Consider the following 18358-nt stretch of genomic DNA (forward strand, 5'->3'; position numbering starts at 1 on the left):
CTCGGTTCTAAAGCAAGACCAAATAGGCCACGGCCGGTGACTTTAGAGACGCGTTACCGGAACCCCGGACGATCGCTTGAGCGGGTGAGCCTTTATGTGCCCTGGGCCGACCCGATCTTTCGAGCACACAGGAGGAGTGCCATGACCTCTCCCTCGGCCGTGCCCCCGGGCGGCACGGTGTCGGACTACTACAGCTCGCTGGGCCCGCTTCTGCAGATGGCGTGGGACGACAACTTCCACTTCGGCTACTGGGACGGCCCGTCCGATACCCGTTCGGTCCAAGAGGCCACCGATCGCTTCACGGATCTGCTGATCGAACGGCTGCGGGTAGGGCCGGGCGACCGGGTGCTGGATGTCGGCTGTGGTATCGGGAAACCGGCGATGCGGCTGGCGTCCGCCACCGGCGCCAATGTCCTGGGCGTCACGATCAGCGAGCTCCAGGTCAAACAGGCGACCGAATCCGCCCGGCTGGCCGAGCTGTCCGACCGGGTGGCATTCCAATACGCCGACGCCATGGCGATGCCTTTCGACGGCGCGGCTTTCGACGCCGTACTCGCATTCGAATCGATCAATCACATGGACCGTCCGACGGCGCTGCGGGAGATGGCCCGTGTGCTGCGGCCGGGAGGCCGGGTGGTGCTCACGGATGTCACCCCGCCGAGCGACGGCAGCTATCAGCCGGACGACGATCCCGCTGTGGTCACCTCGCTGACCCGGCTGGAGGACTGGCCCGGTCTGGTCGGTGACGCCGGGCTGGTGCTCGATGAGCTGACCGATGTCACCGAGAACACCAAGGACACCGCCAATCGCATGATCGACGGCATCCTGCGCTGTCGCCGGGAGTTCGAGGCGCGCCACGGGGTCAGCGTGCAGGAGGTGCTGGACGCCGCCAAGTCGGCGCTGCCCACCGTGCCCAGCGCCGGCTGCGCCATCGTGGTGGCCCACAAGCCCTGAATCGGCGGCAAACCTGACGGTTATTCGAGAATCCTTCATGGGTCCCGCGCAGACGGAATTCTCCGCTCCTCATCAAAGCGGCACCAAGGGGCCCATGATCTCGCAAGATGCGCTTGTCCCGGCCGATGTGATCCGCGTATTCTCATTCGCGGACTGCAACACCTCAAGTGCGGGATATCCGGACTCCGATCTTCCGGACTGTATTGCGAATACCCGCTCCGCACCGTCGAGGACGCCGCCTCGAGGGCGCGTATATCCGGATTCTAGGTGAGGTGGGTAGTCATAGGACTCGCTTACGATGTGGGGCACCTGCCGAAGGCGACGACCTCGTCCATCCTCTGATTCCTCGGCAGGTCCCCGATAAAAGAGGGGTGAGTAATGGCAGTCGCGAACGGCGTGCGTCAGTGGATCCGGCGGCACCGCCCGTACCCGTCCAGTGCGGAGCGGCCGGACCACTTTCCACACGCAAGCGGCTCGGCAAGCGCCCACTTCCCATCCCCTTCGGGGTCGCCGGACTCCGGGGACGTGACAATTCCAGCGCGCCACCCGGACGGCAGGGGTCGACGGTCCGCATGGACCGCCAGAGCCCGACCCGCACACGCGTTCGCCTCCGGAAGCAGACCGCCCTCGAAATCGAGAGAACACACAGACAACCCCGCGGGCAATTCCGGCAAAGACGCCGACTGTCCCATGACCGCACTCGTCGGCGACTCGGATGGGGCACATCGTGCGATATGAGATCATGGGACCTCTCCGCGTAGTGGAAGAGGAGAGGAAATTAACCGTCAGGGCGCGGAAGATCGAGGTCCTGTTAACCGTCCTCCTCGTCCGCGCCGATCAAGTGGTCCCGATCGACCAGCTCATCACGGAGATCTGGGGAGAGTATCCACCGCGCCGGGCGATCGCCGGGCTCCATGTGTATGTCTCCCAGATCCGTAAGTTCCTGCGCCGGCCCGGCCAGAGCGAAAGTCCCGTTATCACCCGCCCGCCGGGATATGTCCTGCGGCTGGGCCACGACCGCCTCGACTTCCACTGCTTCGAACGGCTGGTGTACGAGGGCCGGGACCATCTGCGGGAGCTGCGTTACCAGCAGGCCACGGCGACTTTCGAAAGCGCACTCGATCTCTGGCGCGATCCACTGCTGGACGACGTATGCCATGGGCCGATCCTCGAAGGCTTTCAGACCTGGCTGAAAGAAGCCCGGCTGGAATGCATCGAGATGCTGACGGATTCCCGGCTCATGCTCGGCCGCCATCGCGAGCTGGTGAGCGATCTGTATCAGCTGACCACCGAACATCCCTTGCGGGAGGCACTGCACCGTCAGTTGATGCTGGCGCTCTACCGCTGTGGCCGCCGGGCGGACGCCTTGCATGTGTATCAAGCGGCGCGCAAGACACTCAATGAGGAACTCGGGCTCGAACCGTGCCGGGCCCTGCAGGACATGCAGCGGGCCATCCTCACCTCGGATGACCGACTGGAACTGCATGTTCCCGCTTGAGGAGGACGGCGTAAGGAGGTGGAGATATTGAGCGAACACATCAGATATCTGTCCGAGGGCACTCCGATCGAGGTCGTCCTCGAAGGCGGACCGGACGATCTGCCCCGGGCATTCAGGGCCGGGCGGTCGACCCTCACCAGCAAGAAGCTCAAAATCCAGCACCGCAATGGATACGAGCACTTCGAACTCGTCAACGATTCCGCTGACATCACCACAGCGATCTTTCGCTGGACCATGCGTACGAAAATCGCCGAGTAGCCTCCATGGCTCCGGAACCCCGGGATCGCCGACCGGCCACCGCCGGCCGGTGGTCCCGGGGCGGGGGTCGTGGCCAGGAGGTCCGTATGCGTACTTCACGCTGGCGCGCGGTCGTGATCGCCGCGCTCACGATATCGACAGCCCTTGCCGCACTGCCCGCCGGGCCCGCGTCGGCCCGGACAGCCACCAGACCCGCCACCAAGGTGGTGGACGGCCGTACTCAGCCGGTGTTCTCCTACGCGGACGCCGTGCGGGAGCACCTGATGGTCCAGACGCCCGTCGACAGTGACGGCGATGGCCGCAAGGACCGGGTCGCGGTGGACATCATCCGGCCCAAGGAGACCCAGCAGGGTCTCCAGGTGCCGGTCATCATGTCGTCCAGCCCCTACAACGACACCGTGGGCCGTGGCTTCGAGTCGGAGCGCAAGACCTACGACGCCCAGGGCGACCCGGCCAAGTTCCCCCTCTTCTACGACAATTACTTCGTGCCGCGCGGCTACGCCGTGGTCGATGTCGATGTGACCGGCACCGGCAGGTCCGACGGCTGTCTGACGGTCGGCGGCGCCGCCGATGTGGCGGCCGCCAAGGCCACGATCGACTGGCTGGGCGGCCGCGCCACGGCGTACGCGGCCGACGGCAGCGCGGTGAAAGCCTCCTGGTCCACCGGCAAGGTGGGCATGATCGGCCACTCGTACGAGGGCATGCTGGCCAACGCGGTGGCGGGCACCGGGGTGGAGGGGCTGGAGACCATCGTCCCGATCTCCGGAGTCAGCTCCTGGTACGAGTTCGCCCGCACCAACGGCGCCAAGCACTGGAACGGTTTCGCCTCGTATCTGACCACCGCGCTGGACACCGACCCGCCCCAGAAGTGCCAGGCGGTGCGCGAACGGTTGCAGGCCGGTGAGGACGACGCCACCGGCAACTACAACGCCCACTGGAACGAGCGCGATTACATCGCGCGGCCCGCGCCCGAGGTGGACAAGGTGCGCGCGAGCGTCCTCGCGGCGCATGACATCAGCGACTACAACATCCGGATCGACCAGCTCGCGAACTGGTGGGGCGCGCTGGCCGAGCGCGGGGTGCCACGCAAGCTGTGGCTGGGCCGCTACGGCCACACCGATCCGTTCGACTGGCCCGGTCGGCGCGCGCAGTGGGTCGACACCGTGCACCGGTGGTTCGACCACTGGCTGTACGGCATCCAGAACGGAATCATGGACGAGCCCCGCGTCGATCTGCAGACCGGCCCGGACACCTGGACCACCCAGGCCGACTGGCCCGCCGGCACCTCCTCGGTCCCCCTGCACCCCGGGCCCGACGGCTCGCTGGCGCTGAGTCCCGCGAGCGGCACCGGATCCTTCACCGACACCAAGCTGAGCGAGGCGGATCTCACCGCCGACCCGACGGCGAACCGTCCGGGCCGGCTGGCGTTCGTCACCCCGCCGCTGCGCACCGGGGTACGGCTGTCCGGCACACCCACCGCGGATCTGCGGGTCACGCTCGACAGACCGACGTCGAACCTCACCGCGCTGCTCGTGGACTACGGCGAGGACGAACGGATCGACTGGAACCGCAACGAACCCCAGAACCGGATCCACGACGGTCTGCGGGGGCTGGACAAGGAGTCCTGCCACGGGGAGAGCACCGCCCAGGACGACGCCTGCTACCAGCAGACCGCCAATGTGACAGCGCGCAAATCCTCCGAGGTGATCGCCCGGGGCTGGATGGACGCCCAGAACCGCCACTCGCTCACCACCCCCGAGCCGCTCACCCCCGGCCGGTCCTACCGGATCACCTGGAAGACCCTGCCGGGCGACTACGAGATCAAGCCGGGCCATCGGCTGGGTCTGGTCCTCGGCGGCACCGACGCCGACTTCCTCTACTTCGAGGACCCGACCGGGGCGAAGGTGACGGTGGACCTGGGCGGCAGCCGGGTGACCGTACCGGTGACCACCGCCGGCAGGCTCAGCGACTCCCTTCGCTGACAGGCGCGTTGACGAGGCCCGGGCCGCCGTTCACCGGCGGTCCGGGCTCAGCCCTGAGTCCAGGCGCTCAGCCCTGCGTCCCGGTGCTCAACCCTGGATCCACACGCTCAACCCTGCGTCCAGGCGTGGATCACATGGGCGCCGAGGTCCGCGTTCCCCTGCGCCATCCGGTGGCCGCTCTCGTACCGGGCCGTGAGGTCGCGGTAGCGGATATCCTCCCTCGCGGAGAAGCCCAGCCGGCGCAGTTCGTCCGCGAGTTCCTCCGGGGTGAAGAAGCTGAGGAAGGGCTCACCGGCCTCGGCGGCCCATGCCGCGCGCGCCTCGTGCACGGCACGTTGCTCCGGTGGCAGCGCGTCCGGCGGCTCGCCGTAGTCGAAGACCACGCCCGAGCCGTCCGGCAGGGCCGCGATGAAGCCGAGCGTGTCCAGCACTGCGGTGTGCGTCAGATACGGCACCACCCCGAGCCAGCAGAAGAACGCCGGGCGGGCGAGGTCGAAGCCCGCCGCCGTCAGCCCGTCGGCCAGGCTCTGCCGCTCGAAGTCCACCGGCGCGAAGGTCAGTGACGGCGGTACGGGGATCTCCGCGGCGGCCAAGCGTCCGCGCTTCCACTCCTGGGTGGCGGGATGGTCCACCTCGAACACCCGGAGGCCCTCCGCCTCGTACGGATTGCGGCAGCCGAAGGTGTCCAGCCCCGCCCCGAGTGCCACCGCCTGCCGTACCCCGCGCGTCACGGCGGCCGCGACGGCGTCCTCGGCGAACCGCGCACGGGCGGCCACGGACAGCCGCACATCCTCGCGCCCGGGGTGGAAGGCCGCCTCGAGGACGGGGTCGTCGGCGTCGTCCGCGTCGGCGGCGAGGACGCGGAGCGCCAGCGGGTCGTAGAACACCCGGCCGCCCTCCAGCTCCTGGTGGGCCGCGCGGAACGCGGCCGCGCCGCGGGCGGTGATGCTGGGCCGGCCGATCTGCATGGAACGTCCTCCCCCGAGGTCCCACCGCGGATGCCGCGAGCGACACCCCCATGGTGTCAGCTCGGCACCCCGGCACGCACCGCTAACGACCGCTGTTCACAGGGGAGTTACCCGATGGACGGCCACCCGGGGACCGCGCCCGGCCGTGACACCGCGCGGCGGGCGCACATTGTCCCATCGATGACCTCCGGACAGGGGTTGACCGGGCCCATCGGGTGCAACCGGTCGGCCGAACCGGTGAAGCTCCCCACCACTCCGCAAGCCCCTCTGATGTCGTGCAATAAATATGACAATCCGACAATCAGAACAAAAGGGTCCGGCATGGCCCGGACCAGTGCGGAGTGCACCGTGTCCCATCACCCACGCCATCGGACGGCGCTTCTCGCCGTCGCCCTGCTCGGCGCCGCCACCGCGTGCGGCAGCGGGACACCGGCCACCCCGAAGGCCGAGGAGAAGCCCTCGAAGACCCCGGCGGCGGCCAGGAGCGGGTCCATGAAGAACTTCACCCTCGTGGCCACCGGCGATCTGCTGGTGCACGCCTCGGTCATCCGCCAGGCGAAGGCGGACTCGGGCGGTGACAGCTATGACTTCCGGCGCATGATCCGGGCGGCCGCGCCCATCGTCGCCCAGGCCGACCTGGCCATCTGCCATATGGAGACCGTCTACGGGGCCACCCACGGGCCGTTCACCGGCTATCCGACCTTCAAGACGCCACCGCAGCTCGCCTCGGCCGTGAAGAACATCGGCTACGACTCCTGCTCCACCGCCTCCAACCACACCCTCGACGCCGGTCCGGAGGGGGTGGTCCGCACCCTCGACGCCATGGACAAGGCCGGGCTCAAGCACGCCGGATCGGCCCGTTCCGCCGCGGAGAGCACCCGCTCCACGATCATGGAGGCCGGGGGCGCCAAGGTGGCCCATCTCGCCTACGCCTACGGCACCAACGGAATCCCGGTCCCCAAGGGCAAACCGTGGCTGGTCAACCTCATCAATCCGGCGCGGATCATCAAGGACGCGCGGGCCGCGCGGCGGGCCGGGGCCGATGTGGTCGTCGTCAGCGTGCACTGGGGCACCGAGTGGCAGCAGGCGCCGGACAAGCTCCAGCTCTCGCTCGCCAAGAAGCTCACCGCCGCCAAGGACGGTGGCCGCCGCGATATCGATCTGATCATCGGCACCCACGCCCATATCCCCCAGGCGTACGAGAAGGTCAACGGCACCTGGGTGGTCTACGGCATGGGCGACCAGATCGCGGGGGTCATGCCGGACAAGCGCGGCCAGATGGGCTCGGCGGCGCGCTTCACCTTCACCCCGCCGTCCGCCCCGGGCCGGGCGTGGCGGGTGAAGAAGGCGGAGTACATCCCGCACGCCGTGGACAACGACCCGATCACCCTGGTGAACCTTCCCCGGGCCCTGGAGAAGAGCCCCGGCAACCCGGGTTACACCAGCGCCCTGAGCACCATCCAGGAGGCGGTGCTCAGCCGGGGCGGCAAGAAGGACGGCCTGTCCATGGGCCGTTGACCCGGCTCGCTCCCGGAGGCGCTACCGCTCCGGTCGCTCCGTCCCGCCCGGTCGCTCCGTCCCGCCCGGCTGCTCCGGGTGACCCGGCGGGCCGGGCCGGCCCGTACGCTCGGCGGCCTCCTGGGTGTGGAAGGTCAGCCGGTCGTCGTGCACATCGACCCGGACCCGGCTGTGCGCGGGCAGCTCGCCGCCGAGCAGCATCCGGGAGAGCGGATTGTCGACCTCGCGCTGGATGGTGCGGCGCAGCGGCCGGGCGCCGTACTCCGGCTGGTGGCCGTGTTTGGCCAGCCAGTCGACGGCGGCCAGGGTGAACTCCACGCCGACGTCCTGGGCGTGCAGCCGGCGCCGGGTCTCCTCCAGCAGCACATCGGCGATCTGCCGCAGCTGGTCGTCGGCGAGCCGGCGGAAGATGATGATCTCGTCGATGCGGTTGAGGAACTCCGGCCGGAAGTGCTCCCGCAGCGGGCGCAGCACCCGCTCCCGGCGCGCCGCGTCGTCGGCCTCCTCGCCACCGCCGCCGAAGCCCAGGGGGCCACCGCGTCCGGTGATGGTCTGCGAGCCGAGGTTGCTGGTCATCACGATGACGGTGTTCTTGAAGTCGATGGTGCGGCCCTGGGCGTCCGTCAGCCTGCCGTCGTCGAGCACCTGGAGCAGGATGTTGAAGACATCGGGATGGGCCTTCTCCACCTCGTCCATGAGCAGCAGCGAGTAGGGCTGGCGGCGCACCGCCTCGGTGAGCTGTCCGGCCTCCTCGTGGCCGACGTATCCGGGTGGCGCGCCGACCAGCCGGCTGACGGTGTGCTTCTCCTGGTACTCGCTCATGTCGAGGCGGACCATGCGGTCCTCGCTGCCGAAGAGCGCCTCGGCCAGTGCGCGGGCGAGTTCGGTCTTGCCGACGCCGGTGGGGCCGAGGAAGAGGAAGCTGCCGCTGGGGCGGTTGGGGTCGGCGAGTCCGGCGCGGGCGCGCAGGACCGCGTCGGCCACGGCGGACACGGCCTCCTCCTGCCCGACGACCCGGCGGTGGAGGTGCTGCTCCAGGCGCAGCAGCCGTTCGCGCTCCTCCTGGGTGAGGCTGGAGACGGGGATCCCGGTCTGCCGGGAGACGATCTCGGCGATGTCCTCGACGGTGACCTCGGCGACGCGCCCGCCGTGGTACTGCGTTTCGGATGCCTGCGCGATCCGGTTGTTCAGCTCGGCGATCCGGTCCCGCAGGGAGGTGGCGCGTTCATAGCTCTCGGAGGCGACGGCCTGGTCCTTGTCCCGGGTGAGCTGTTCGACCTCCCGCTCCAGGGCGCGCAGATCGGTGCCGCGGGCGCTGGAGCGCAGCCGTACCCGGGCCCCCGCCTGGTCCATGAGGTCGATGGCCTTGTCGGGCAGGAAACGGTCGGTCAGATAGCGGTCGGAGAGCTCGACGGCGGCGAGCAGCGCCTCGTCGGTGTAGCGGACCTGGTGATGGGCCTCGTAGCGGTCGCGGAGGCCGTGCAGGATGGCGACGGCGTCCGCGGAGGTGGGCTCGGGGACCATGATGGGCTGGAAGCGGCGGGCGAGCGCGGCGTCCTTCTCGATGTACTGGCGGTACTCCCGGAGCGTGGTCGCGCCCATCACATGCAGTTCGCCGCGGGCGAGCGCGGGCTTGAGGAGGTTGCCGGCGTCCATCTGGCTGCCCTCGGAGCCACCGCCACCGGCGCCGACCACCGTGTGCAGCTCATCGATGAAGATGATCAATTCGTCGGAGTTGGCGCGGATCTCGTCGACGATGCTGGTGACGCGCTGCTCGAAGTCGCCGCGGAAGCGGGTGCCGGCCACGACGCTCGCGATGTCGAGCTGGACGACCCGGCGGCCGAGCAGGATGTCCGGCACATCGGCGTCGGTGATCCGCTGGGCGAGCCCTTCGACGACGGCCGTCTTGCCGACTCCGGCCTCGCCGATGAGGACGGGGTTGTTCTTGCCGCGCCGGGCGAGCACCTCGATGCTCTGCTCGATCTCCTCGTCGCGGCCGATCACCGGGTCGATCCGCCCCTCGCGGGCCAGTTCGGTCAGGTCGCGCCCGAACCGGTCGAGGTTCGGGGTCTTCCGCTGGTCCATGACGGGCCTCTGGTCTGCCGTGGGGGCGCTCGGGGTGAGGCCGCCGGTCGGCGGGCCGGGGGCCCGGGGTTCGAAGCGGGCGGCGCCCAGGATCTGCCCGGCGGTGGACTCGCGGTTGGCGGCGAGCGCGATCAGTACGTGTTCGGGGCCGATGTACGAGGCGCCGCGCGAGCGGGCTATCTCATGCGCGTCGAGCAACGCCCGTTTGACGGCCGGGGTGACGGCGACCGAGTTGCGCGGCGGCCCGCCCCCGGCCTCCCGGTCGATCTCCGCGGCGATCCGGTCGGGGTCGGCTCCGGCGCGCGAGACCATGGTGCGGGTGGGTTCGGCGGAGAGTGCCGCCCGCAGCAGATGTTCGGTGTCGAGGTCGGTGCTGCCGTGTTCGGCGGCGTAGGAGGCGGCCGCCGAGACGAGATGGCGTGCGTTCTCGCTCATCAGCCGGCCGAAGTCGACATGGCGTGAATCGGGCCGCTGCCCGGCCGGCCCGGTCCCGAGGAAGCGTGCGAGGAAGTCGCCGAGTGGATCCGGCCCGAAGTCCTCGGGGCCCTGATTCGGGCCCTCGTTCCCGCTGCCCATATGACCAGTTTACGAGCGATCGAGACCGATGTCCGTTTCTGGCCGGTTCCGCGAGCGGGCACCGCGGCCCGGCTGCGGCTGCCGGACGGCGCCCGGCGCCACCGGGTGCGTCAGCGCTCCACCCGGTGGCGTTCGAGGACGACCAGGGCGGCGTCATCGCCCTGGTGGCCGCCTGTGTGGCTGAGCAGATCGCGGTGCAGACGGTCGATGAGGTACTGGGGGCCGCCGCCGTCCACTCCGGGGAGCCGCTCGGCGAGCGGGAAGAAGGTGCCCTCGCTGTTCCGCGCCTCGACGACCCCGTCGGTGTAGAGCAGCAACTGATCTCCCTCGTCGAACGGGAAGTCCTCGGTGTGGTAGCTGCCGGCCGCCAGGTGGCCGAGGCCCAGTGGCAGTGCGGGCGCCTGGCCCTCCAGCGCCTTGACACCGGAGTCGCACAGCAGGAGCGGTGGCGGATGTCCGCAGTTGACGAGGCGGACCACCGGCCGGTCGTCGGGGATCTCCAGCACGGCGGCGGTGACGAACGACTCCCCCGCCCCGGGCGCCTTGTCGCGGGGTTCGGTCCGCTCCGCGGACAGCGCGGTGTCCAGGTGGGACGCCAGATCGGTCAGCGGTACGGGCCAGTGGGCGATCGCGCGGAAGGCGCCGAGCACCAGGGAGGCGTCCGCGACGGCGGTCAGCCCGCTGCCCCGGACATCGCCGATGATCAGGCGGGTGGCGTTCGAGGTGCGCGCCGCCGCGTACAGATCGCCGCCGATCTCCGCGCCCGGCTCGGCCGCGAGGTAGACCGAGGCGATCAGCAGCGGGCCGACCCTGTCGGGGAGCGGGCGCAGCAGCACCCGCTGCGCCACATCGGCCACCGCCCGCACCCGGTTCAGCTCGCGCATATGCCGGTCGAGAACCGCCCGGAACAGCACGATCATCGCCGAGACCAGGGCCAGGGTGATCACCTCGGTCAGGCGGCCGGGAAGGCCGAGGAACCCCTCCGAGGCGTTCGCCCCGATCTGCGCGGCGACGGCCAGCAGCCCGACGCACGCGGTGAGCACCGGACCGGCGAACGAGGCGGTCATGGCGGGGGCGGCGATCAGCAGCGGGCTGAGCCGGACACTCGCCGGGGACAGCACATCGCCGAGCGTGATCAGCCCGATGACCAGCAGGGGGATCACGACCAGGAAGCGGGTCCGCCACCTTGGCCGGCGCGGATCCGAGGGACCTTGCCGCATGTGCACATCTACTGCTTACGCCTGCCGTGGCCCCCGCGCCAACCCGCCGGCCCGGGGCCCGACCGCGCTCCCGGGAGGCGGCTGTCACACTTCCGGCCGCTGTCTCGTCCTCCTTCTCAGGCCGAGGAGAGGATCGGGACATGGCAGAGCTGACCGCCTTCGAAGAACAGCGCGACCGGCTGTGGGCCGTCGCGTATCGCATCACCGGCTCGGTCGCCGACGCCGATGACGCGGTGCAGGAGACCTGGCTGCGCTGGCAGGGACTGCCCGCGAACGAGGTGGCCGACCCCCGCGCGTATCTGACCACCGTCATCAGCCGCATCTGCTACGACCTGCTGGGTTCGGCGCGGGTGCGGCGCGAGGCGTACGTCGGCCCCTGGCTGCCCGAGCCGGTGGTGGCGGCGGGCGGTCCGGAGGACCGGGTGACGCTGGACGAGTCGGTGGGTCTGGCGCTGCTCACCGTGCTGGAGCGGCTGACTCCGGCGGAGCGGACCGCCTTCATCCTGCACGATGTCTTCTCGGTGCCGTTCCCCGAGATCGCCGAGGTGGTGGGCCGGAGCCCGGAGTCCGTACGGCAGCTGGCCTCCCGCGCCCGCAAGCGGGTCCGGGCGGAGGCGCCGCGGCGCTCGGTGGACCGCGAGGAGCACCGGCGGGCCGTGGACGCGTTCCTCCGGGCGGTCATGGGCGGCGACCTGGACGGGCTGCTGGAGATCCTGGACCCGGAGGTCGTCTGGCGTTCGGATGGTGGCGGCAAGGTGGCGGCGGCCCGGCTCCCGGTGCTGGGGAACGAGAAGGTGGCCCGCTTCGCCCAGCGGCTGACCCGGGGCTTCGACCCGGCCACGATGCTGGTGCACCACCGCGACGTCAACGGCGCCCCGGGCCTGGTCATCGTCGACACCGCGAGCCGGCAGGCCGTGGTCTTCGCGTTCTCCGTACACCAGGGTGTGATCACCGAGATCGACGCGGTCGCCAACCCCGACAAGCTCCGCCACCTCGACCTGCCGAACCTGTGACCGGCATCACCGTCACATCTCGGGACGCCGTGTCGTCCTCCTCGTGAACACCGACCGGCAAGGAGGCCGCCCACATGGAGAAGCAGCAGGTCCTGGTACTCGGCGCGGGCTATGCGGGGCTGATCGCCGCCCTGCGGCTGGCCCCGCACACCCGCGTCACCCTGGTCGATCCGAGCCCCGCCTTCACCGAGCGCGTGCGGCTGCACGAGCGGGCCGTCGGACGGCCCGACATCACACATCCACTCGACGCGCTGACCCGGCGGGCCGGGATCGTCCACGTGGCCGCCCGCGCCACCGGGATCGATCCGGCCGCCCGGCGGATCACCACCGACGACGGCCGCCTGCTCCCGTACGACCGGCTGGTGTACGCGCTCGGCAGCCGCACCGCCGATCCCGGTGAGCGCGCCTACACCCCGGAGACGGCGGACGAACTGCACAAGCGGCTGCTGGACGGCCCCGGTGAGCTGACGGTGGTCGGCGGGGGACTCACCGGCATCGAGCTCGCGGCCGAGATCGCCGAGTCCCACGACGCCTGGAGGGTCCGGCTGGTCACGGGCGAGGATGTCGGCACGGGGCTTTCGGCGAAGGGCCGGGCCCATGTCCGTACGACGCTCACCGGGCTCGGTGTCCGGATCGAGGAGGGCCGCCGGGTGGCGCGCCCGGAGGACCTCGACACCGACGCGGTGGTCTGGGCCACCGCGATGACCGCGAACACCGCCCTGGCCGAGGCCGCCGGGATCGCCCTCGACCCGGGCGGCCGCGTCCGCGTCGACGCCACCCTGCGCTCGGTGTCCCATCCGGAGATCTACGCGGTGGGCGACGCGGCGGCCATGGCCACCCCGGCCGCCGGTGCCCTGCGCATGGCCTGTGCCACCGCGCTCCCGTCCGGTTCGCACGCCGCCTCCTCGATCATCGCCGAGACGCGGGGCCGGGAGCCGAAGCCGCTGCGCTTCCGGTTCGTGGCGCAGTGCGTGAGCCTGGGCCGCCGGGACGGGCTGATCCAGCTGGTGCGGGCGGACGACTCCCCGCGCGAGACGGTGCTGCGCGGTGGCGCGGCCGCGCGCACCAAGGAGCAGGTGGTGCGCGCCACGGTCAGGGTGCTGCGGCTGGCGGCGCGCCGACCGGGGGCCGTGCCCCTCATTCCCGGGATCGACTGACGGGTTCCCGGGATCGACTGACGGGCGCGGGGAGAGGCTGAGGTGTCCCCGAGGAGCGGCCCGAGCCATGCGCCCGCGCTACGGGGTGTCCGGCGGGCCACGCGGCGGAGCCGCATATCGACGCTTTCCCCTCCCCGCCCCTTCCCGTTACCGGGGGCTTCGCCACCGGACCCCGGGTGGTCCGGGGGCGAAGCCCCGCCACGCGGCGGAGCCGCACCCCCTCAGAACGGGTAGTGGGCGTGCTGGGTGGCGAGGGTGATCCACCGGGTGTCGCTGAACGCCTCGATGCCCCAGCGGCCGCCGAACCGCCCGTACCCCGAGTGCTTGACGCCACCGAACGGGGCCTGGGGCTCGTCCGCCACCGACTGGTCGTTGATGTGCACGATGCCGGTCCGGACACGGCGGGCGACCTTGAGCCCATGGGTCCCGTTCTCGGTGATGATGCCGCAGGTCAGGCCGTGGTCGGTGGCGTTGGCCAGGGCCACGGCCCGATCGTCGTCGGCGAAGGTGTCCACCACGCAGACCGGGCCGAACGCCTCGGCGTGGTGGATGTCCATGTCCGGGGTGACATCGCTCAGCACCGTCGCCGGGTGGACCGCGCCGTCGGGTTCGCCACCGCCGGTCAGCACCGTGGCGCCCTTGTCCACCGCGTCCTTCACCAGGGCCGCCACCCGGCGCGCCGAGTCGGCTGTGATCAGCGGGCCGACCACGGTGGCCGGTACGGCGGGGTCGCCGCACGGCAGGGCGGCCACCTTGGCGGAGAACTTCGCGGTGAACTCCTCGGCGAGGCTTTCATGGACGAGTATCCGGTCGCCCGACATGCAGATCTGACCTGAGTTCATGAACACGCCGAAGGTGGCGGCGTTCACCGCGTGGTCCACATCGGCGTCGTCCAGGACGATGATGGCGTTCTTGCCACCCAGCTCCAGCACGGCCGGCTTGAGGTGCCGCGCGGCGAGTGAGCCGATGGTCCTGCCGACGCCGGTGGACCCGGTGAAGTTGACGATCCGTACGCGGGGGTCGGCGATGAGCGCCTCGGCCACCTCGGCCGCGTCCTCACGGGCGTTGGTGACCACGTTGAGCACCCCGTCGGGCAGCCCGGCGTCACGCAGCACATCCGCGACGAAGAGCCCGCAGGCGAGCGGCGCGTCCTCGCTGGGCTTCAGCACCACCGTATTGCCCGCCGCCAGGGGCGCCGCGACGGAACGGACACCGAGGATGACCGGCGCGTTCCAGGGGGCGAAGGCCGCGACGACACCGGCCGGTTCGCGGACGGCGAGACCGAGCGCGCCCGCCTCCTGGGCGCTGAGCACCTCACCACGCGGGGCGGTGATCGCGGCGGCGGCCTCACGGAGGATGTTCGCGGCCAGGCCCACGTTGAAATGCGCCCAGGGCGCGGTGCCCCCGGTCTCCTGGGCCATGATCTCGGCGGCCCGGGCGGCGCGCGACTCCAGCAGGTCCGCCGCGGTCAGGAAGATCGTACGGCGCTCGAACGGAGCCAGCTCCGCCCAGGCCGGGAAGGCGGCGTCGGCGGCGGCCACCGCACGCGCCACGTCCTCGGCCCCGGCGGCCGCGACGGTGGCGAACACCTCCCCGGTGTAGGGGTTGAGGTCCTCGGCGGTGCGCCCCGAGACGGCCGGGGTGTCCTTGCCATCGATCAACAGATCGCGGTGGAGGGTCATATCGGATGTCCTTTGCGGTCCCTCGCCCCAAGGGCGTGTTCGCTGAGTGAACTTCGGTTCACTTCGCGCGGACCGTCAGTCTCCGACGCGCCCCGGGCGGTCGTCAATGCGCGGGCGTCGGCGGGGCCACCGCACCCCGCCGGACGCCGTCACCGCCAGGAGCCCCAGGAGGGCCAGCGCGGCAGCCGGGGCGAGAACGGCCCACGGGGCGCGCTCGGCGTAGGGGTGGTTCTCGGCCAGCAGCCGGCCCCACTCCGGGGACGGCGGCTGGGCGCCCAGGCCGAGGAAGCCCAGCGCGGCCAGGGCGAGCGCCACGGACGGCAGACGCAGCGACGCGTGGCGGACGACCGGGGGCAGGACCGCGGGCAGGAGGTGGCGGCGCAGCAGATGGCGGCGGGAGGCGCCCAGCGCGCGGGTGGCGGCGAGATGGGTGGCGGCGCGCTGCTGCCGCAGCAGGGCGGAGGTGTGCGTGGCCAGCGGGGCCCAGGCGACGGCGGCCACGGCGAGCGCGGGGGTGTACGGGCCGCGGCCCGCCGCCCCGGTGACCAGCAGCCCGGCGAGCACGGGCGGCACCGCGTTCACCGTCTCGGCGAGTCCGCCGGACAGCCGGGGCACCAGCCCGAGCAGCACACCCGCCACCAGCGCGGCGCCGCTCACCGCCACCGCGAGCGCGAGCGTGGACAGCGCGCCGTGTCCCACCCGGGCCAGCAGATCGCGGCCCAGCGCGTCGGTGCCGAACGGATGCGCCCAGGACGGGGCGGTGAGCCGGGCGGCGGTGTCCACCGCCAGCGGGTCCCGGAGGGCGCCGAGCACCACGACGGCGAGCAGAAGCGCGCCGTAGAACAGTGGAATCGCGCGGGCGGACGGGGCGGTCGGCCGGTCGAGCGAGGGCAGCGCCCCGTCGCGCAGCGCGGGTCCGAGCGACAGCCGGGCCGCGAGGTGGGCGAGACCTCCGGCGGCGGCCGCGAGCAGGATCAGGACGAGGGCGCACGCCTGGAGCATCGGCAGGTCCTGGGCGATGGCCGCCTGGAGGGAGAGCCGGCCGAGCCCGGGAATGTCGAAGGCCTGCTCGACGGCGACCGCGCCCCCGGTGAGCCCGACCACGAACAGCCCGATGTTCGGCAGCACTCCGGGCACGGCACGCCGCAGCGCCTGGCGGGCGATCCGCCGGGCGGGCAGCCCGCGCGCGGCGGCGGCCCGCGCCCAGGGTTCGGCGAACGCGCTGGGCAGGGCGTCGGCCAGGACCCGGCCCAGCAGGGCGCCCGCGGGCAGGCCGAGGGCGAGCGAGGGCAGCACCATCCACCGCGGCCCGTACCAGCCGACCGCGGGCAGCCAGCCGAGCCGCACCCCGACCACGGCGGCCAGCACGGACCCCAGCAGGAACTCCGGCAGCGCGGCGAGCAGCGCGCCACCGCTCCCCGCACCGGCCCCGCGCCGGGCGGCCCGCCGCCGCGGCCCGAGCCACAGGGTGCGCCCGCACACCGCGCCCGCGGTGGCCGCCGCGACCACCAGCGCCCCGCCCATGAGCAGCAGCGAGACGCCGAGTGCCACCGCCACCGAGGGGGCCACGGCCGTCCCCGAGATCCAGGACGTGCCCGCGTCGCCATGGGGCAGCCCGGCGAGCCACCGGCCGAGCAGCCGCAACGGCCCGGCGTCGAGGCCGAGTTGGGAACGCAGGGACTCCAGGAGCTCGGGGCTGGGGTCGCGGTCGGCCGCGCGCGCCTTGAGGACGGTGCGGGCGGGGTCGGTACGGGACAGCCAGGGCAGCAGACCGATGCCGCACAGCAACGCCCCCGCGAGCGCGACGCGCCACAGCGCGACCAGCCCGGTGGACCGTCCGGTGCTCAGCGGTACCGCGTTCCGCCCGCCGGACCGCGTCCGTGCGCCGCTCACCGCCGCGTACCGGTGCCGACGAGCGTGCGCTCGTACGGATCGAGGATCACACCGCGCACCGAGGCGCCGACGCCGTGGAGGATCCGCTGGTGGACCAGCGGGACGACCCCGTCCGTGCGCAGAACGGCCGTCTGCGCGGCCAGGGCGGCGCGGTGGCGCGCCGCGCCGTCGGCGCGGGACCCGGCCTCGGCGACCGCGCGGTCCACGGCCTTGTCGCACACCCGCGCCAGGTTGTAGCCGCCGTCACAGGTGAAGTCGTCGGCGAGATAGGACACCGGGTCGCCGGTGTCGAGCATCGTGTTGCGGGCGGCCACCACGGCGTCGAACTTCCCGGCCAGGGCGTCGGTTTCGAGCCGGGAGTACTCCCGCACCTCGAGCTTCACACCGAACCCGGCCTTGCGCAGCCGTTGTTGCAGCACCTGCGCGACCTCGGGCAGCTCGGGCCGGTTGTCGTAGGTGGCGAGGGTGATCGAGGTGTTACGGACCCGCGCGGCGGCGGGGCGGCCGGACGGCCGGGGCCGCTCGCCCGCGGCCCAGGTGAGGGCCGGGCCGAACAGCCCGCGGCCGGTGTCGGCATGGCCCTCGTACACGTCCTCGGCGAGGGCGGAGGCGTCGACGGCCTCGCGGGCGGCGGCACGGACGGCGGGGTCGGCGAAGGGCCCGGAGCGGGTGTTGAGGAAGAGGGCGGTGGTGCGGGCGGTGGGCACCTCGCGCAGCGTGGCCTTGTCGAGGGTGGCCGCCTGGGAGACCGGGACCGCCTCGGCCATGTCCACCTCGCCGCCGCGCAGCGCGTTGGTGCGCGCCGTGCCGTCGGCGATGAAGCGGACGTCGAGGCCGGAGGCGTGGGCGAGGCCGCCCCAGTAGTCGTCGAAGCGGTGGAGGGTGGCACGGGTGGCGCCGGTGGTCCCGGTCAGGGTGAACGGACCGGTGGCGGTGCCGGCCGGATCGACCGCCGCCGTCCCGTCCGCCGCCGTCCCGTCCGCCGTCTCCCCTCGCCTGGTAGCGGTCTTCGTCCGGTACGCCTTGGCCGAGAGGATGGCCAGGCTCGGGCTGGACAGCCGCAGTGGCAGGGCGGGGTCCGCGGTCGCGGTGGTGACCCGGACCCGCCGCTCCCCCACCGCCTGCGCGGTGAGCGTGACCCCGGTGAGCGCGGCGGGCGGCGGATCGGCGCGGGTGGCATGGGTGAGGGCGCCCGCCACCGCCGCCGGGGTGACCTCGGTGCCGTCCTGGAACCGCGCCTCGCGCAGGGTGAACACCCAACCCCCGCCGCTCTCCCGGGTCCAGGACTCGGCGAGGGCGGGCACCGCGCCGCCGTTGCCGTCCAGCCGGGTCAGCCCCTCGGTGACGCCGAGCCTGCTGAGCAGGGTGGCGTCGGCGCCGTACGGGGAGAAGCGTTCGGCGGGCGGGAAGGCCATCGCGACCCGGAGGCGCCCGCCGCCCGCCTCGGCCCCGGTGTCGTACGGCGAACCGTCGCGGGCCGCGAAGCACCCGGCGAGCAGCGGGAGCAGCGACAGCGCGGCGGCCCACCGGCGGCGGACAGAGTGCATGGGCGTG

13 protein-coding genes are annotated in these 18358 nt (G+C 72.1%); 7 read left to right on the forward strand and 6 right to left on the reverse strand.

Annotation, left to right across the window (positions count from 1 at the left end; genetic code table 11):
• Positions 1-141: 141 nt before the first annotated feature.
• The 4 genes from JK364_RS04880 to JK364_RS04895 all read left to right on the forward strand — a co-directional run bounded on the left by JK364_RS04880 (position 142) and on the right by JK364_RS04895 (position 4692).
• Positions 142-954: an SAM-dependent methyltransferase gene (locus tag JK364_RS04880; protein ID WP_201847815.1), complete on the forward strand. Its 813-nt coding sequence runs from the start codon at positions 142-144 to the stop codon at positions 952-954.
• 727 nt (positions 955-1681) lie between these two features.
• Positions 1682-2452 carry an AfsR/SARP family transcriptional regulator gene (locus JK364_RS04885; protein ID WP_201847817.1) on the forward strand — a complete coding sequence of 257 codons (771 nt, stop codon included), beginning with the start codon at positions 1682-1684 and terminating at the stop codon, positions 2450-2452.
• Between the two features lie 18 nt (positions 2453-2470).
• Entirely contained in the window at positions 2471-2710 is a 240-nt protein-coding gene (locus tag JK364_RS04890) for a DUF5988 family protein (protein WP_307841157.1), read from the forward strand.
• Between the two features lie 86 nt (positions 2711-2796).
• A complete protein-coding gene (locus tag JK364_RS04895) occupies positions 2797-4692 on the forward strand; it encodes a Xaa-Pro dipeptidyl-peptidase (RefSeq protein WP_201847821.1) in 1896 nt (631 codons plus the stop codon).
• A gap of 107 nt (positions 4693-4799) precedes the next feature.
• Here JK364_RS04895 and JK364_RS04900 read toward each other — a convergent pair whose 3' ends face one another.
• The gene (locus JK364_RS04900) at positions 4800-5660 is read right to left on the reverse strand and encodes a class I SAM-dependent methyltransferase (RefSeq protein ID WP_201847823.1); all 861 of its coding nucleotides are present in this window, start codon (positions 5658-5660) and stop codon (positions 4800-4802) included.
• 321 nt (positions 5661-5981) lie between these two features.
• Here JK364_RS04900 and JK364_RS04905 point away from each other — a divergent pair, with 321 nt between their 5' ends.
• Positions 5982-7178 carry a CapA family protein gene (locus JK364_RS04905; protein WP_201847826.1) on the forward strand — a complete coding sequence of 399 codons (1197 nt, stop codon included), beginning with the start codon at positions 5982-5984 and terminating at the stop codon, positions 7176-7178.
• A gap of 21 nt (positions 7179-7199) precedes the next feature.
• Here the strand turns inward: JK364_RS04905 and JK364_RS04910 are convergent, their stop codons facing one another.
• Both JK364_RS04910 and JK364_RS04915 read right to left on the reverse strand, forming a co-directional pair.
• Positions 7200-9839, reverse strand: a complete 2640-nt coding sequence (locus tag JK364_RS04910) for an ATP-dependent Clp protease ATP-binding subunit (RefSeq protein ID WP_201847827.1) — start codon at positions 9837-9839, stop codon at positions 7200-7202.
• A gap of 110 nt (positions 9840-9949) precedes the next feature.
• Positions 9950-11059, reverse strand: coding sequence for a PP2C family protein-serine/threonine phosphatase (locus tag JK364_RS04915; RefSeq protein ID WP_201847829.1), 1110 nt, complete (start codon positions 11057-11059; stop codon positions 9950-9952).
• A 140-nt stretch (positions 11060-11199) separates the two neighbouring features.
• On the opposite strand from JK364_RS04915, the gene sigJ reads away from it, so the two are divergent.
• Complete coding sequence (gene sigJ, locus JK364_RS04920) at positions 11200-12072, forward strand: RNA polymerase sigma factor SigJ (protein ID WP_201847831.1); 873 nt, start codon at positions 11200-11202, stop codon at positions 12070-12072.
• Between the two features lie 74 nt (positions 12073-12146).
• Positions 12147-13229 carry an NAD(P)/FAD-dependent oxidoreductase gene (locus tag JK364_RS04925; protein WP_201847833.1) on the forward strand — a complete coding sequence of 361 codons (1083 nt, stop codon included), beginning with the start codon at positions 12147-12149 and terminating at the stop codon, positions 13227-13229.
• Positions 13230-13450: 221 nt separating this feature from the next.
• Here JK364_RS04925 and JK364_RS04930 read toward each other — a convergent pair whose 3' ends face one another.
• The 3 genes from JK364_RS04930 to JK364_RS04940 form a co-directional block, all read right to left on the reverse strand.
• Positions 13451-14911: an aldehyde dehydrogenase family protein gene (locus tag JK364_RS04930; protein ID WP_201847835.1), complete on the reverse strand. Its 1461-nt coding sequence runs from the start codon at positions 14909-14911 to the stop codon at positions 13451-13453.
• A gap of 75 nt (positions 14912-14986) precedes the next feature.
• Entirely contained in the window at positions 14987-16759 is a 1773-nt protein-coding gene (locus JK364_RS04935) for an ABC transporter permease subunit (RefSeq protein WP_201848910.1), read from the reverse strand.
• 41 nt (positions 16760-16800) lie between these two features.
• Entirely contained in the window at positions 16801-18351 is a 1551-nt protein-coding gene (locus JK364_RS04940) for an ABC transporter substrate-binding protein (RefSeq protein WP_201847836.1), read from the reverse strand.
• Positions 18352-18358: the final 7 nt, after the last annotated feature.

The organism is Streptomyces endocoffeicus (assembly GCF_016741935.1).
Classification (GTDB): Bacteria; Actinomycetota; Actinomycetes; order Streptomycetales; family Streptomycetaceae; genus Streptomyces; species Streptomyces endocoffeicus.